The organism is Amycolatopsis sp. cmx-4-54 (assembly GCF_046548895.1).
Taxonomy (GTDB): Bacteria; Actinomycetota; Actinomycetes; order Mycobacteriales; family Pseudonocardiaceae; genus Amycolatopsis.
In genome coordinates this window covers 80,774-96,533 of record NZ_JAEBEJ010000018.1, presented here as the reverse complement: position 1 = coordinate 96,533, position 15,760 = coordinate 80,774, and the positions used below count along the sequence as shown (strand labels likewise).

General features: G+C 69.1%; 13 protein-coding genes. 4 read left to right on the top strand and 9 right to left on the bottom strand.

The features are described from left to right. Window positions 1–14: 14 nt before the first annotated feature. Together ACLJQ7_RS39380 and ACLJQ7_RS39375 are read right to left on the bottom strand one after the other, a co-directional pair. A complete protein-coding gene (locus ACLJQ7_RS39380; protein WP_410653348.1) occupies window positions 15–1,397 on the bottom strand; it encodes an amino acid permease in 1,383 nt (460 codons plus the stop codon). A gap of 194 nt (window positions 1,398–1,591) precedes the next feature. After that, window positions 1,592–2,479, bottom strand: a complete 888-nt coding sequence (locus ACLJQ7_RS39375) for a LysR substrate-binding domain-containing protein (protein ID WP_410653284.1) — start codon at window positions 2,477–2,479, stop codon at window positions 1,592–1,594. 72 nt (window positions 2,480–2,551) lie between these two features. Here ACLJQ7_RS39375 and ACLJQ7_RS39370 point away from each other — a divergent pair, with 72 nt between their 5' ends. Beyond that, window positions 2,552–3,547, top strand: a complete 996-nt coding sequence (locus ACLJQ7_RS39370; protein ID WP_410653283.1) for a YeiH family protein — start codon at window positions 2,552–2,554, stop codon at window positions 3,545–3,547. Here the strand turns inward: ACLJQ7_RS39370 and ACLJQ7_RS39365 are convergent. From ACLJQ7_RS39365 to xsc, 3 genes are all read right to left on the bottom strand, one after another. Further along, on the bottom strand, window positions 3,525–4,517 hold the full coding sequence (locus ACLJQ7_RS39365; protein WP_410653282.1) for a phosphotransacetylase: 993 nt from the start codon (window positions 4,515–4,517) through the stop codon (window positions 3,525–3,527). The two genes, ACLJQ7_RS39370 and ACLJQ7_RS39365, sit on opposite strands and share 23 nt — an antisense overlap. Before the next feature lie 67 nt (window positions 4,518–4,584). Beyond that, entirely contained in the window at window positions 4,585–5,949 is a 1,365-nt protein-coding gene (locus tag ACLJQ7_RS39360) for an aspartate aminotransferase family protein (protein ID WP_410653281.1), read from the bottom strand. A gap of 451 nt (window positions 5,950–6,400) precedes the next feature. Then, on the bottom strand, window positions 6,401–8,209 hold the full coding sequence (gene xsc / locus ACLJQ7_RS39355) for a sulfoacetaldehyde acetyltransferase (protein WP_410653280.1): 1,809 nt from the start codon (window positions 8,207–8,209) through the stop codon (window positions 6,401–6,403). Window positions 8,210–8,353: 144 nt separating this feature from the next. Here xsc and ACLJQ7_RS39350 point away from each other — a divergent pair, with 144 nt between their 5' ends. From ACLJQ7_RS39350 to ACLJQ7_RS39340, 3 genes are read left to right on the top strand one after another with little or no spacing between them, the layout of a single operon-like run. Continuing rightward, entirely contained in the window at window positions 8,354–9,154 is an 801-nt protein-coding gene (locus ACLJQ7_RS39350) for an IclR family transcriptional regulator (protein WP_410653279.1), read from the top strand. A 9-nt stretch (window positions 9,155–9,163) separates the two neighbouring features. Next, entirely contained in the window at window positions 9,164–10,096 is a 933-nt protein-coding gene (locus tag ACLJQ7_RS39345; RefSeq protein ID WP_410653278.1) for an AAA family ATPase, read from the top strand. Continuing rightward, window positions 10,093–11,781, top strand: a complete 1,689-nt coding sequence (locus ACLJQ7_RS39340; protein WP_410653277.1) for a cobaltochelatase CobT-related protein — start codon at window positions 10,093–10,095, stop codon at window positions 11,779–11,781. Before ACLJQ7_RS39345 ends, ACLJQ7_RS39340 begins: the two co-directional genes overlap by 4 nt. Here ACLJQ7_RS39340 and ACLJQ7_RS39335 read toward each other — a convergent pair. From ACLJQ7_RS39335 to ACLJQ7_RS39320, 4 genes are all read right to left on the bottom strand, one after another. Beyond that, window positions 11,764–11,961: an Rv0909 family putative TA system antitoxin gene (locus ACLJQ7_RS39335; RefSeq protein WP_410653276.1), complete on the bottom strand. Its 198-nt coding sequence runs from the start codon at window positions 11,959–11,961 to the stop codon at window positions 11,764–11,766. The two genes, ACLJQ7_RS39340 and ACLJQ7_RS39335, sit on opposite strands and share 18 nt — an antisense overlap. A 434-nt stretch (window positions 11,962–12,395) precedes the next feature. Further along, window positions 12,396–13,835 carry a sodium:solute symporter family protein gene (locus tag ACLJQ7_RS39330; RefSeq protein ID WP_410653275.1) on the bottom strand — a complete coding sequence of 480 codons (1,440 nt, stop codon included), beginning with the start codon at window positions 13,833–13,835 and terminating at the stop codon, window positions 12,396–12,398. After that, the gene (locus ACLJQ7_RS39325) at window positions 13,835–14,047 is read right to left on the bottom strand and encodes a DUF3311 domain-containing protein (protein WP_037339284.1); all 213 of its coding nucleotides are present in this window, start codon (window positions 14,045–14,047) and stop codon (window positions 13,835–13,837) included. The genes ACLJQ7_RS39330 and ACLJQ7_RS39325 overlap by 1 nt, the downstream gene beginning before the upstream one ends. Next, window positions 14,044–15,672: an amidohydrolase gene (locus ACLJQ7_RS39320; protein ID WP_410653274.1), complete on the bottom strand. Its 1,629-nt coding sequence runs from the start codon at window positions 15,670–15,672 to the stop codon at window positions 14,044–14,046. The genes ACLJQ7_RS39325 and ACLJQ7_RS39320 overlap by 4 nt, the downstream gene beginning before the upstream one ends. Between the last annotated feature and the right edge of the window lie 88 nt (window positions 15,673–15,760).

Below are 15,760 nucleotides of genomic sequence, written 5' to 3'. Positions count from 1 at the left end.
TCAGCCCGCTCAGGTCACTCCCGGACGGTCGCCGGGGCACGCTCGGGTTCGTCCGGGACGGGATCGACGGGCCCGGACGGCACCTTGGCCACCGGCCGCCCCCGCCGCCTGCGAATCTCGAATCCGACGAGGATCAACGCGAGCGTCACCGCGCTGAGCCAGAACTGCGAGCGCGTCGAGGGCAGCAGCGCCATCGCCAGGATCACCGCGGCCATCAGCGCGATGGTCGCGTAGCTCAGCCACGGGAACAGCCACATCTTGAGCGTGAGCTTGTCCGGATCCTCTCGTTCCAGCCTGCGGCGGAGCCGCACCTGCGCGAGCGCGATGGAGAGGTACACGAACAGCGCGACGGCACCGTAGGAGTTGACCAGGAACTGGAAGATCAGATCCGGCGACGTGTAGGCGGCGATGACGGACACGTACCCGATCGCGGTCCCGGCCAGGATCGCGCGCCGCGGCACGCCGCTGCGGGAAAGCCGGGTGAAGGCCCTCGGCGCGTCGCCGTTGCTGGTGAGCGCGAACAGCATCCGCGACGAGGTGTACAGCGCCGAGTTCAGGCAGGAGAGCACCGCGGTGAGGACGATCGCGTTCATGATCGTGGCCACGGCGGGGATGCCGAGCACCTCCAGCACGGCGGCGTACGGGCTCACCGCGGTCGCCGGATCGTCCCAGGACTTGATCGCGACGACGAGGAACACCGAACCGACGTAGAACAGCACCACCCGGAAGATGATCGACCGCATGGCCTTCGCGATCGCCTTCTTCGGTTCCGCGGACTCGGCGGCGGCGATGGTGACGATCTCCGCGCCGGTGTAGAAACCGATGCACGGGACCACCGCCGCGAGTACCGCGCCGATCCCGAGTGGCGCGAATCCGCCGTGGGACACCAGATTCGTCAGCCCACCCTGGGCACCCGGCCAGAAACCGAACAGGTACAGGGCACCGACGACCAGGAAGACGACGATCGCGACGACCTTGATCGACGAGAACCAGTACTCGAACTCGCCATAGGACCGGGCCGAGACCATGTTGGTACCGGTGAGGATCAGGAGCAGGCCGAGACTGAGCACCCACAGTGGCACGTCCGGTACCCACAGCTGCAGAATCCGGCCGCCCGCGACGGCTTCGACCGCCACGACGATGACGAAGAAGTACCAGTACATCCAGCCGACGGCGAAGCCCGCGCGGTTGCCGAGCGCTTCCCTCGCGTAGACGTAGAACGAGCCGAGCGCGGGTTTGGCGATCGTCATCTCCGCGAGCATCCGCATGATGAGCACGGTGATCAGACCCGCGATCAGGAACGAGACCACCGCGGCCGGCCCGGCCGACTGGATGACCACGCCGCTGCCGACGAACAGCCCGGCCCCGATGACGCCGCCGAGGGCGATCAAGTTCATATGTCGCTGCTTGAGCCCTGGTTTCAGGCCGCTGCTCTGTGCCGGGTCGGACGCTGAAGTCACGTCTCCTCCTTCTCGCACGCACCGCCGGGGCGGTGGCGCTGGGAGCTCCATTGTGGTTCCGGTCACCGTAGGAACAAGTCGGGCCCTGAGCGAGTGCCAGTTACGATGTGGGAAAGGGGTCCAGATACCACTCAGGACGGCTTGCGCGTCGCCAAGGCCAGCAGTTCCGCCGCCGCGCCGTCGAGGCGCCGTCCGGCGGGCCAGACCGCGCGCAGAACGCGGCCGAAGTGGACACCTTCCACCGCGACGACCACGAGATCGCGGCCGTCGACGTCCAACGCGCTGATCACCGCGGGGCCGGCGCCCGCGAGCACGGCGTTGCGGACGGCCGACGCGGAACCCAGCTCCAGCAACGGTTTCACCGGGCCCACCCCGGCCTCGCGCAAGGCGGTGTCGACGGTCTCCCTGGTTCCGGAACCGTGTTCCCGCACCACGAGTGGCGTGCTCGCCAGTTCCGCCGGGGTCAGCGGACGACGTCCACCTGCCCAGGGATGGGCGCCGGGAACGACCACCACGAGATGGTCGACGGCGACCTTCCGCGACGTGAGACCGGGCAGCGTGCCGGGCGACTCGACGAAGCCGAGGTCGACCTTGCCCTCGCGGGTCAGTACGGCCACTTGATCCGAATTCGTGACCTCGAGGCCGAGGTGGAGGCCGGGGTTCGCGCGGTTGAGCTCGCCGATCCAGCCAGGGACCAGATGCTCGGCCAGTGTCATGCTCGCCGCGACGCGGAGCCCGGCCCGGTGCCGGGTCCGCAGGGCCTCGGCGCCGTCGAGCAGTCCGTCGAGTTCGGTGAGCACGCGGTGCGCCCGGCCGGCGATCACGCGACCGTCCGGAGTGAGCGCGGAACCGCGACGGGTCCGGTCCATCAGCACCAGACCGAGCCGTCGTTCCACAAAGGACAACCGCTTGCTCGCCGACGCCTGCGCGATCCCGAGGGTGGCGGCGGCCTGCCCGATGCTGCCCAGTTCACCGACGAGAACGAGCAGGCGCAACGAGTCCAGCTCCGGCGCGGTCATAGCCAAACTGCATGACCTACCCGCTGCAGTCCCGGCTACCGCCACCGTCCTCTCCGGACGACGCTCGACACCATGAGCACCACGTATGCGCGGCGGACCAAGCCGCATCTGACCGGTCTCGCCGTCACCGCCCTCGGTGTGGCCGTCGCGTACCTGCTGAGCACCGCCGTTCCCGTGCTCAGCGCCCTCATCCTCGCGGTCGTGCTCGGGGTGCTCGCCGGCTCGCTGCCGGTGCTCTCGGACGGCACCCGGCAAGCCATCGCGAAGGTGACGAAGAAGCTCCTGCGCGCCGGTGTTGTCCTTCTCGGCTTGCAACTCGCGCTCCCTTCGGTGCTTTCCCTCGGCCCTGGCACGTTGCTCGCGGTCGTGCTGACGGTCGGCCTCACGTTCCTCGGCACGATCGGGCTCGGCAGGCTGATCGGCGTTCCGCGCGGTCTCGCGATGCTGGTCGCGACCGGGTTCTCCATCTGTGGCGCGTCGGCGATCGCGGCGATGGAAGGCGTCGTCGAACGGGAAGACTCCGACGTCGCGACCGCGGTCGCCCTGGTCACCTTCTACGGCGGCCTGGCGATCGCGGCGGTCCCGCTGCTCGGCGGCCGGCTGGGCATGGACGCGCTGCGGCTCGGCGGCTGGGCCGGGTTGAGCGTGCACGAGGTCGCGCAGGTCGTCGCGGCCGCCACCCCGGCGGGGACCGCCGCTGTCGCGGTCGCCGTGGTGGTGAAGCTGAGCCGGGTCGTCCTGCTGGCGCCGATGGTCGCCGCGGTCAGCGTGCACGAACGCCGTCGCCGCCCGTCCGCGGGCGGGAAGCGCACGCCGCTGGTCCCGCTGTTCGTCCTCGGTTTCCTGGCGATGGTGGCGGTGCGGAGCACCGGCATCCTGCCGGGCGTCGCGCTCGACGTCGCCAAGGTGGTCTGCACGCTGCTGCTGGCGGGAGCGCTCTTCGGGCTGGGCTGCGCGGTCCGGATCGGCACCCTGGTGCGCACGGGTGGCCGGGCGCTGCTGCTCGGCCTGCTCTCCACGTTGCTCGTCGGCTCCATCGCCTATGTCAGCCTTGCCCTGCTCGGCTAGCTTGGACTCCCGTCAGGAGCGCGAGCGTCTCGATGTCGGAGGCCGAGCAGCCGCGGGAGAGATCGTTGAGCGGCGCGGCGAGGCCCTGGAGGATCGGGCCGAGCGCGACGGCGCCGCCGAGCCGCTCGGCGATCTTGTAGCCGATGTTGCCGGCGTCCAGGTTCGGGAAGACGAGGACGTTCGCGCGGCCGGCGACCGCGGATCCGGGGGCCTTGGCCGCCGCGATCGACGCCACCAGCGCGGCATCGAACTGCAGTTCGCCGTCCACGGGAAGGCCGGGTTCCCGTTGCCGCACCAGGGAAGTCGCCTCACGGACGACGTCGACGCGCTGATGGGCGGCACTCCCCTGCGTGCTGAACGACAGCATCGCGACCACGGGGTCTTCGCCCGTCAGGCCGCGATGGGTCGCCGCGGCGGCGAGGGCGATGTCCGCCAGTTGCGCCGCCTCCGGCTCGGGCACCACGGCGCAGTCCGAAAAGGTCAGCCGCCGTCCGTTCGGGAGCAGCAGCAGGAAGCAACTGCTCAAAGTGGACACTCCCGGAGCGAGGCCCACGACCCGCAGACCCGCGCGCAGGACGTCGGCGGTCGGCCGGGTCGCGCCGGCCACACAAGCGTCCACGACGCCCGCCCGCAAGGCCGCGGCCGCCACGAACACCGGATCACGCCGCGCCGCGTCGAGGTTTTCCGGACGACGCGCGAATCCCGCTGTCAGGGCGGCCTCGATCCCCTTGTCACCGAGGGCGTCCGCGACGTCCATGATCAGGTCGTCCGTGGCGCCTGCCGCGCGAAGGCGCGCCCCATCACCGAAAAGCAGCGGCCGCACGATCCCGTCGTCCCGCAGCGTCAGTGCGGCGCGGACGGCGCGCTCGTCGTCGCCGTCCGGCAAGGCGACGCGGAGATTCCGGCCGCGCAACGCCTCCCGCCAGCCGTCGAGCGTGGCGTCCGGCGTGACCTCGGTGGTCAGGCTCATCGAAGTACCTCCACGGACGAAGTGGGGGCCGCCGGAAGACGGCGACCCCCACGTGGTGAAAAGAGGATCAGGGCTGGACGGCCTTCTCGACGTCGTTGAGCATCGCGTCGACGCCGTGGAGAAGCTCGGTGAGCACCTCGCGATCGGCGACGAGCGGCGGCGAGATCATCAGCATCGTCGCGCCGCGATCGTCGCCGCGGAGGATGACGCCCGTGCGCCGGAACGCCTCCGGGAGCACCTCGCGAAGCACCTTCAGCGACTCGGCCTCGGTCAGCTCCCGGCCGCTGTCGCGGTCGGCCATCAGCTCGATGGCGTAGAAGAACCCGGTGCCGCGGACGTCCTTGACGCAACGGTGCGCGGACTTGAGCGAATTCAGCGCGGCGAACAGCTCCGGGCCCTCGGTGAGCACGTTGTCGAGCACCCGCTCGTCCCGCATCGCGGTGAGGTTCGCGACGGCGACGGCGGTGGCGACGGGATGCCCGCCCCACGTGGCGCCGTGGGTGAAGACGCCGCCCTTCGGCGAGTCGTACAGCTCGGTGACCAGCTTCTCGCGCACGATCACCCCGCCGAGCGGCGCGTACCCCGACGTCGATCCCTTGGCGAAGGTGATCAGGTCCGGCACGACCCCGGTGACACCGTGCCCGAACCAGTGTCCCAGCCTGCCGAACGAACAGATGACCTCGTCCGAGACGAGCAGGATGCCGTACTTGTCGCACAGGGCGCGCAAAGCGGGCCAGTAGCCCTTCGGCGGCACGAGCGCGCCCCGGCCGTTCTGCACCGGCTCGGCGAACAGCGCCGCGATGGTCTCCGGCCCTTCTTCGAGGATGACCTGTTCGATCGACGTGACACAGTCCAATTCGGACGCCGGACCGCAGTCTCCCAGCAGCCCCAACGTGTTCGGCACATGCCGGACACCAGGCATGAGCGGGCCGAAGGGCTCCTTGATCTTCGCCAGCCCGGTCACCGAGAGGGCGCCGATGGTCGTGCCGTGGTAGGCCATGTCGCGGCTGATGATCTTCGTCCGCTCGGGCCGCCCCTGGCTGCGGTGATACTGCCGGGCGAACTTCAGCGCGGTTTCGACCGCCTCCGAGCCCGAGTTGACGAAGAACGTCGTCCCGAGGTCGCCGGGCGCGAGTTCGGCCAGCAGCGTGGCCGCCTCGATCGCCGGGGTGTGCGCCGAACCCCAGTTGCTCGCGTAGGCCAGGGTGCCGACCTGGTCGGCGGCGGCCTTGGCGATGTCGGCGCGGCCGTGACCCATGTTGACGCAGAAGAGCCCGGCGAGACCGTCGAGATGGCGGCGTCCTTCGGTGTCGATCAGGTAGCTTCCCTCACCGCGTACGAACACCGGGAAATCCGAGGCCCAGGTGTCCTTGCGGGTGAAGTGCGGGCCGAGATGCCGTCGAGCCTGCGCTCGCAGCTGGGTGACGTCCACCGGAGACCTCCTTCGAGACACGAGTCTGTGCTTTGACTTTCGCAACCCGGCCGGCACCGGCCCAGCACCAGAGCGGCGGCGTTCGATGGGTCCAGTTGGCTGCCTCGCGTCACGCTCGAACGCCCACGCGCTCGCTTGCCGATCGCACCGGACGTTGCGAAGGTGGCTTTCGCAACACGCCGCCGCGGTGGCGTCCGATGGATCCAGTCACCCCCTGCCCGGCCCGTCGCTCCTGTCGCGAAACCACTTTCGCGACACGCCACGGCAGCACCGGCACCACACTCGCCCCTTGCCGACGTTGCGAAAGCCACTTTCGCAACGTTGAAGGTTGCGAAAGTGGCTTTCGCAACGCGCCGCCGCAACGCACCACCTCCCCCTACCCCAACGCGCGTGAAGGCCCCCTTCCCTCGGCTGAGCCGAGGGAAGGGGGCCTTCACGCGCGAAACGAGGCCTACACGTAGTCCTTGTACTTCTCCAGGAATCGCACCGGCTTGGACAGCGCGTCCCGGCGGAACGGGTCGCCCAGCTCGCGGGTGCACATGATCTCGATGACGGTGGTCCGGCCCTCGTTCATCTGCGCGTCGACGGCGCGCTGCAACGCGGGGCCGACCTCGTCGAGTTTCTCGACGACGATCCCTTCCGCGCCCATCGCCTTGGCGATGCCCGCGAAGCTCTCGCTCTCCAGCTCGCCCGCGACGAACCGCCTGTTGTAGAAGTCGACCTGGTTCTTCTTCTCCGCACCCCACTGCCGGTTGTGGAACACCACCGCGGTCACCGGGATGTCGTGGCGGACCGCGGTCATGATCTCGCCCATGCTCATCCCCCACGCGCCGTCGCCGGCGTAGGAGATCGCGGGCCGGTCGGGCGCGGCGGCCTTGGCGCCGATGATGGTCGGCAGCGCGTACCCGCAGTTGCCGAAGCTCATCGGGGCGAAGAAGCTGCGCGGCTCCTCGAAACGCAGATAGCTGTTCGCGACCGAGTTGATGTTGCCGATGTCGGTCGACACCATCACCCGCGGCGGCATGGCCTTCTCCAGCTCCCGCAACACTTCCCGCGGGTGCAGCCAGTTGCCTTCCTCGCCCTCCTGCTCCGCGATCATGTCGAGGCTGAACGGGTCGGTCTCGTGGGTCCAGGCGTCGAGTTCGGCCTCCCAGGCGTCCTTCTCCGCCTTGATCTTCGCCGCGCGAGCGTCCTTTGTGGAATCACACGCCAGCGTCCGGTCCGCCAGGCGCTTGGTCAGCGCGACCGCCGCGTCCTTGGCGTCGCCGCAGATGCCGACGGTGATCTTCTTGACCAGGCCGAGCATCTTGTGGTCCGCGTCGATCTGGATGATCTTCGCGTCCTTGGGCCAGTAGTCCATGCCGTGCTGCGGCAGGGTGCCGAACGGGCCAAGGCGCGAGCCGAGCGCGATCACGACGTCCGCCTGCGAGATCAGTTTCATCGCGGCCTTGGAACCCTGGTACCCCAGCGGTCCGCACCACTGCGGGTGGCTCGCCGGGAAGGAGTCGTTGTGCAGGTAACTGTTCACCACCGGCGCGCCGAGACGTTCCGCGAGCGCCTTGCACTCTTCGACGCCGTCGGCCATCACGACGCCGCCGCCGGAGATGATCACCGGGAACTCCGCCGTGGCCAGCAGCGCGGCGGCCTCGTCGAGGCTCCGCTCGCCGCCGGGGCCGCGGTCGAGCCGGGCGGGCTCCGGGATCTCGGCCTCGATCTCGCCGTAGAAGAAGTCGCGCGGGATGTTGAGCTGCGTCGGACCGAGTTCCGAGTGGGCCCGGTCGAAGCACCGGCCGGTGTACTCGGCCATCCGCTTCGGGTTGTTGACGTGCCCCTGGTACTTGGTGAACTCCTGGAACATCGGCAGCTGATTGGCCTCCTGGAAGCCGCCGAGACCGGTGCCCATCGTGCCCGCCTCGGGCGTCACGATGACGACCGGGCTGTGCGCCCAGTAGGCGGCCGCGATCGCGGTCACGCAGTTGCTGATGCCGGGGCCGTTCTGCCCGATGACGACACCGTGCCTGCCGCTCACCCTGGCGTAGCCGTCGGCCATGTGCCCGGCGCCCTGTTCGTGGACGACCGGTACCAGCCGGATGCCCGCCGGCGCGAAGATGTCCATCGCGTCCATGAACGCCGACCCCATGATGCCGAAGATGTCGGTGACGCCGTTCGCCACGAGCGTCTCGACGAAGGCCTCGGACGGGGTCATCTTCTTCCGGCCGCTGACGACCACGCGGCCGTCACCCGTCTTCCGTTCCGTCATGTTCCGCTCCTTCGACAGGCGAGATTTACAAAAAACGATACGTGGCGTTCCTGAAATCAGGATGCGACCGACGATAGGTCGCGGATCGCCGAGCGTCAACGCTAGATTCTGAAAATCGAGACATCTTGTGCTACTTTCCGGAACATGGAGCTGCTTCGCGAACCCGATCCGATCAACGGGGACACGCCGACCATGCGGCTGTTCTCCCTGCTCGAGCTGATCGCCGCCAAGGATCAGCTGGTCTCCCTGCAGGGCCTCGTCGAGGAGACCGGCCTGCCGAAACCGACCCTGCACCGCATGCTGCAGCAGCTCGAAGGGGCGGGCCTGCTGGTCCGCCAGGCCGACGGCCGCCACTACGGCACCGGCCACCGGCTGCGACGGCTCGCGGAGAACCTGCTCCTCAACGCGACCCACCACGGCGCCCGGCACGCCGTGCTGCGCCACCTCGTCGACGAACTCGGCGAGAGCTGCAACGTGACCACGTTGTCGGGCAACGAGATCGTGTACCTCGACCGGGTCGAGACGCCCGAGCCGCTGCGGTTCTACCTCCGGCCCGGTTCGCGCGTGCCGATCCATTGTTCGGCCAGCGGCAAGATGATCCTCGCGCAGATGAGCCCGTCGCAGCGGCGGAAACTGCTCGCGCACGCGCCGCTCAAGCAGTACACGAACAAGACCCACACCGACCTCGACGCGCTCGAACCCGAGTTCACCCGCATCCGCCGCGACGGGTTCGCGCTCGACGACGAGGAGTTCCTGCCCGGCTTGGTGTGCGTCGCGGTCCTCGTGGCCGGGCGCGCCAACCTCTGTGTCGCCGTGCAGGCGCCCGTCATGCGGCTGACGCCGGACAAGGCGCTCCAGACGCTTCCCGCGCTGCAGCGGGCGGCCGAGGCGATCAGCCGCGTCGACGCCGAGGGCGCGTCCGAACCGGAAAGTGTTCCGTCGTAAGGAGTTCTCATGGTCCCCGAGCTACGGCTCCCGGTACGCGAAGTCTTCGGCATCGATTCGGACCTCGTCGTCGGCGCGTTCCGCGAGCGCGGCGAGCACGTACCCGAGATCGACGAGGCGTACCGCTTCAACCCGGACGTGACGCTGGCCCTGCTCGCCGGCTTCACCCGCGACCGCCGGGTGCTGGTGCAGGGTCTGCACGGCACCGGGAAGTCGACCCATATCGAGCAGGTCGCCGCACGGCTCAACTGGCCGTGCGTGCGCGTCAACCTGGACGGTCACCTCAACCGCCTCGACCTCGTCGGCCGCGACGCCGTCGTACTGCGCGAAGGCAAGCAGGTCACCGAGTTCCAGGAGGGCATCCTCCCGTGGGCGCTGCAGCGTCCGGTCGCGCTGGTACTCGACGAGTACGACGCCGGCCGCCCGGACGTCATGTTCGTGCTCCAGCGAGTCCTCGAACGCGACGGCAAGTTCACCCTCACCGAGCAGAACCGGGTCCTGCGGCCGCATCCGTCGTTCCGGTTGTTCGCCACCGCCAACACGGTCGGGCTGGGCAACCTCAACGGGCTCTATCACGGTGCGCAGCGGCTGAACCACGCGCAGATCGACCGGTGGAACATCGTGGCGTCGTTGAACTACCTGCCCGCCGCCGAGGAGATCGCGATCGTGCGGGCGAGGGTTCCCAGCGTTTCCGAGTCGCTCGCGGCGTCGCTGGTCGCGGTGGCCGCCTTGACCCGCAAGGGTTTCCAGGCCGGTGATCTGTCCACCTTGATGTCCCCGCGCACGGTGATCACCTGGGCGGAGAACATCGAGATCTTCGGTGACCCGGCGACGGCCTTCCGGCTGTCCTTCGTGAACAAATGCGACGAAGCCGAGCGGGACCTGGTGGCGGAGTACTTCCAGCGCTGCTTCGACGACGAGCTCCAGCTGCTCTCGGCATGACCACGGCGCAGACGGAAACCCGGCGCCGCAACCAGGTCGAAGAGCTGTGCGCGGCCGCGGTCCGGGCGCTCAGCGGCGATCCGGCGCTCCATTTCCGGGCACGACGGCTGCACCGCGGACGCGAACCGCTCCCCCTGCACGCACCGCATCTTCGTCAGTCGGCCGACGACGACCTGCTGTCGTCGCGCGGGATCGCGGACGGGATGGCGCTGCGCTTGACGTCCTCCGACGCCGTCCTGCACCGGAGCCGGTGCCCGCGCGACCCGGCCGAACGCGGGATCTTCGAGCTGCTGGAACAGTTTCGCGTCGAGTCGCTCCCACCCGCGGATCTGCCGGGCATGCGGCGGAACCTGCGCCTCCGTCATGTGCGCTGGTCACTGGAGTTCCACCGCTCCGGCCTGACCGAAACCGCACGCGGGCTACTGCTGTACACGGTCGCGCAGAGCTGCCGGTCGCGGATCACCGGCGAACCGGTGGTCGAGGAGACCGAGGACCTGATCGAGGCGACCAGGTTCGGGCTGGCGCCTTCGCTCGGTCACGACCTCGCCGGGCTTCGGCGGCACCGGACGGATCAGAAGGCGTTCGCCGAACACGCGCTGGCGATCGCCCGGACGATCGGCGTCCTGCTCGCCGGGAGCGAGCAGGACGCCGAGGACGAGAGTGATCCCACCGATCCGCGGTTCAGCCTCGTGATCGACCACGACGCGAGCCGCGAGGAGCAGATTCCCTCCGCGACCGCCGGAACCAGCCGGACCTTGGGCGAATCCGGTGCGGTGTACCGGGTTTTCACCACCGCGTACGACCGCGAACGGCGCGCGTCGGACCTGGTGCGGCCCGGACTGCTGGCCGAACTCCGCGAACGGCTCGACCGGCGGGTCGCCAGGCAGGGCGTCGGTGCGGGGCGGCTGGCACGCGACCTCAAGGCGGTGCTCGCCGAACCCGCGCGCGACGGCTGGGACGGGGGCCAGGAGGAGGGCCACCTCGACGGCCGCACCCTGGCGCAGCTGATCAGTTCGCCCACCGAACGCCGGATCTTCCGCACCGAGCGGATCGAACCCGTGGCGGACACCCTCGTGACGTTCCTGATCGACTGCTCGGGTTCGATGACCGCGCACGCGGAACCCGTCGCCGCGCTGGCCGACCTCTTCGCGCGCTCGATCGAACTCGCGGGTGCGTCCTGCGAGGTACTCGGCTTCACGACCGCCGCCTGGAACGGCGGCGGCCCCGCGCGGGAATGGAGACGAGCGGGACGGCCGCGCCATCCCGGCAGGCTCAACGAACGTCTGCACCTCGTGTTCAAGGACGCAGAAACCCCATGGCGCCGGGCGCGCCCGGACCTCGCGGCGCTGCTGAAAGCCGATCTGTTCCGGGAAGGGATCGACGGCGAGGCGGTGGCCTGGGCCTGCGAACGGATGCGCGCGCGAACGGAGTCACGCCGGATCCTGCTCGTCCTCTCCGACGGCAGCCCCATGGACGGCGCGACGAGCCTGGCGAACGATCCGCACTACCTGGACGAGCATCTGCGGGAAACGGTGCTGCGGGAGGAGAACACCGTCGAGATCCGCGGGATCGGCGTGGGGCTCGACCTCAGCCCCTACTACCGCCGCTCCCGGGTGCTCGACACCTCGGTCACGTCCGGGTACGCGCCGTTCCGGGACGTCCTCGGGTTACTGACCCTGCGGTGAGTCCTGCTGCCCTTCGCCCTGCTGCTCGCCGCCGGACTCGCCGAGGTAGTCCTTCGCCTTGTCTGCGGCCGAGTCGATCTTGTCGGAGTGGTCGCCGAAACGCGATTTCGCGAAATCGGCGGCCTTGTCGACGTGCTCGCCGCTCACCTTGTCCTTCATGCCTTCGAAGTCGACACCCATGAGAACTCCTCACCTATTGTGAATACGCCGGCTACCGGCGCACAACTCCATCAAAGTCCCTTCGCGCTCCATCGCAACTTGAGCCGGACGGTTGGGTGAGTCTGCTGAACTTCACCTCATTTACCCTTTGCCAGTAAGGAAATCGAAGTCGACCACCGCGAACACATCGCCAGAGGTAGCTCACTCGGGTGACCTTGCCACCGCCTCACCGGATCACGATCGGCGCTTTTAGCCCTTTCGTGTTCGTATCCCTGGGGTCAGCTCTGATCGGCTACCGGGACTTGAAGCTCTCGGTCGCGAAGGCGGTGTACGGAAGTCCAGTGGCCGAGGCGGCTCAGCCCGCGACGCGACGCCTCGCCTCGCGTTGCGGTCGTGGCGGACCCGGTCGAGCTAGCCGTAACTCGCGTGATTGGAGCCGTAACTCGCGAGTTACGTCACCGGCTCAGGGAGGGCACCGCCTCGGCGTCCGGGGCGGTGTCGGCCGACCTCGCCACCGGAACCCGGGCCTGGTCCGGCGCCGCGAGACTCCAGATCGCCACCACGGCCAGGTTCACCCCGAGCGACACCAGGCCTGCGTTGAAACCGCCGAACGTCGCGCCGGTGACGTACAGGACGATCGCGGTGAGCACGCCGGTGACCATCCCGGCGGCGACCGCGGCGGTCCGCACCCGCCGCACGAACAGGATCGCGAGCCAGCCGGGGACGACCTGGGCGAGCAGGTTGTAGGTCAGGTTCAGGATGGTGAGCATCAACGTCGACGCGACGAGGGTCAGCACCGCCGCCAGCACCAGGAAGCTCGCCACCGCGACCACCGTCCACCGGCGTTGCGCCGCGGCCGGGACGTTCGGCGCGATGTTGCGGCAGACCATGCCGCCGATGGTGAGCGCGGTCGCGGCGAGCACCAGCACGCCCGACAGCGCCGCTCCGGCGGCGACGAGGCCCAGCAGCCAGTCCGGCAGCAACCCCTTGGCGGTCACCATGAACACCGTGTTCGGGTTCTCCAGATCCGGATGCGCGCGCACGCCGTAATAGGCGGCCAGCACCAGGAACGGGTAGATCAGCATGTACATCGGCATCCACACGGTCGAACTCTTCACCGCGCGTTCGGAACGGGCCGGGAACACATAGGCGCCACCGAAACCGAGGTAGAACACGATGCTCTGGAAGAGGATCGTCGTCATCGCGAAGGTGAGTTCCGAGCCGCCCATGGTGGTCTGTGCCGCGCTCAGCACCTCGGGTCCGCTGACCTTCGCGGTGCCGCCGGCGGCGATCACCACGGCCACCCCGACGAGCACGACGCCGAGCAGCATGAAGAAATCCTTGAGGATCGAAACGAACGCGGGCGACCGCACCCCGGAGACGGCGATGTAGACGAACGCCACGATCCCGGCCAGTACCACGCACTGCACGGGATCCAGCCGCAGTCCCAGATTGCTCAGCACCACCTGGAGACCGATGAACTGGTACTGGCCCCACGGGACCAGCGCGATCAGCATCGTGACACAGGTGATCAGCTCCAGCCGCCTGCTGCCGAAATGCCGCCCGAACACGTCCGGCACGGTCATCGCGTCATACCGTTTCGCCGCCCGCCACACCAACGGCGCCAAGAAATAGCCCAGTGAGTACGCGAGCAGGATGTAGCCCAGGAACCAGATCCCGTAGCTCGCGCCGTGCGCGTAGATACCGCTGGGGAACCCGATCATCGTCCCGATGCTGTACACCTCGCCGACCGCGAGGAAGTACACCAGCCACGCCGGGAACGACCGGCCACCGACGAGGAACTCCGAGATCCCGCCGCCGCGCGTCGACCGCCCCGCCCACACCGCGAGCCCGATCGAACCCGCCATCACCACCGCCACGATCGCGATCAGCATCAGTCGTCCTCCGGGTAGTGGGCGCGGTCGAAGAAACGCCAGCTGATCCACAGGCACAGGGTGGTCAGCGGGCAGCAGCAGAACACCCAGAAGAACAGCACCGGGATACCCAGTACCGATGCCGTCGATCCGGAGAGCAGCAGAATTCCCGCCAGCAGGGCGAAAGCGGGAACGAACAGTCCTATGAGGACACTTGGCCAGCTGCGGATCATCGTCGTGCTCCCGTCCTCTCGCGCCGCCAGACGACCTCGCCGCCACTGACGGTGGCCTCCACGGTCAGCTCGCGGATCCGGTCCGGGTCGACCGTGGTCGGGTCACCGGACAGCACCGCGAGGTCGGCGAGCTTCCCGACCTCCAAGCTGCCCTTGACGTCCTCCTCGCCCGCCAGGTACGCGGCGTCGATCGTGTAACCGCGCAGCGCGGCGTCGACGTCCACGGCCTGTTCCGGGCCGAGCACCTTGCCCTGCCTGGTGATCCGGCGTACCGCGCACCAGATCCCTTCGAGCGGCGGCACGGGAGTCACCGGGGTGTCCGAATGCAGTCCGAAGTGGATTCCTCGCGAGCGGGCCGAGGCCAGCGGACTGATCCGGCGGGCCCGCTCGGGGCCGAGGAAGACGTCACGATGCCGGTCTCCCCAGTAGTAGACGTGTTTGACGAAGAACGACGCGAGGACGTCGTGGGCGGCCATCCGGTCCAGTTGGTCTTCGCGCACCGTCTGGCAGTGCTCGATCCGGTGCCGCCTGCCGGTGCCGCGCGGCGAGCCCAGCCGCGAATAGCCGTCGATGATCGCGTCGATCGCCGCGTCCCCGTTGCCGTGCACGGCGACCTGCCAGCCCGCCGCGTCGAGCGCGGCGATCCGGCGGCCGAGGTCGGCGGGTTCGAGCAGCATCATGCCGTGTTCGTCCGGGTCGCAGGTGTAGCCCTCCGCGAGGCAGCCGGTCTTGCCCTGGATCGACCCGTCCGCGACGATCTTGACGCCGGTCATCGCGAACTTCTCGTCCGCACCGCCTTCCGGAGCTTCCGGTTCACCCTCGTCGAGACCGGGGAGCAGGCGGTCGAACAGATAGCCGCGCACGCGGACGCGCAGTTTTCCGGCCCGCCGCAACAACGCGTACGCCTCCAGTTCCGCCGCGCCGCCGATGAGGCCGATTCCGGTGTCGTGCACGGACGTCACGCCGTTGGCGAGGTATTCCTCGTCCGCCAGCAGCAATGCCGCGGCCAGTTCTCCCGCGCTCTGCCCGGGGAGCCGGGACGTGACGAGGAAGGCCGCCGTCTCGACGAGTACCCCGGTCGGTTCGCCACGCGCGTCGCGCACGATGAGGCCACCGGGTGGGTCCAGGGTCTCGGCGGTGATCCCGACTTCGCGCAGCGCGAGCGAGTTCGCGGTGCAGAAATGCCCGGAAACATGGGTCAGGACCACGGGGTTGCGAGCGGAGACGGGATCGAGGTCCGCGCGCGTCGGATGACGGCCGTCCGCGAGCAGCGTGTCGTCGTAGCGGAAACCGCGGATCCACTCCCCCGGCCCGAGATCCTTGGCCGCCTGGGCGACCCGGCCGACGATGTCGGCGATGGTGTCGTTGGGCGGGCTGCCGGCGTCGACGGGCGCGGCCAGCGTCATCCCGAAGAACGCCGGATGGTTGTGGGACTCGACGAAACCGGGGATCACCGTGCGCTCGGCCAGGTCGAGCACGCTGGTCTCCGGGCCGATCAACCGGGAGATCTCCCGATCGGGACCGAGGGCGGTGATCCGCCCGCCGCTCGCGGCCAGCGCGCGGACCCGTCTCCCCGCCGCGTCGAGGGTGAGGACGGTGCCGCCGAGCGCGACGAAATCGGCCACACGCTGGGAATCTTCTCGAGGGAACTCCACACAGGCCTCCCGGGCTCACGAGGGATCCCCAGACAGTGCGGCACATCTGGCCGCCTGA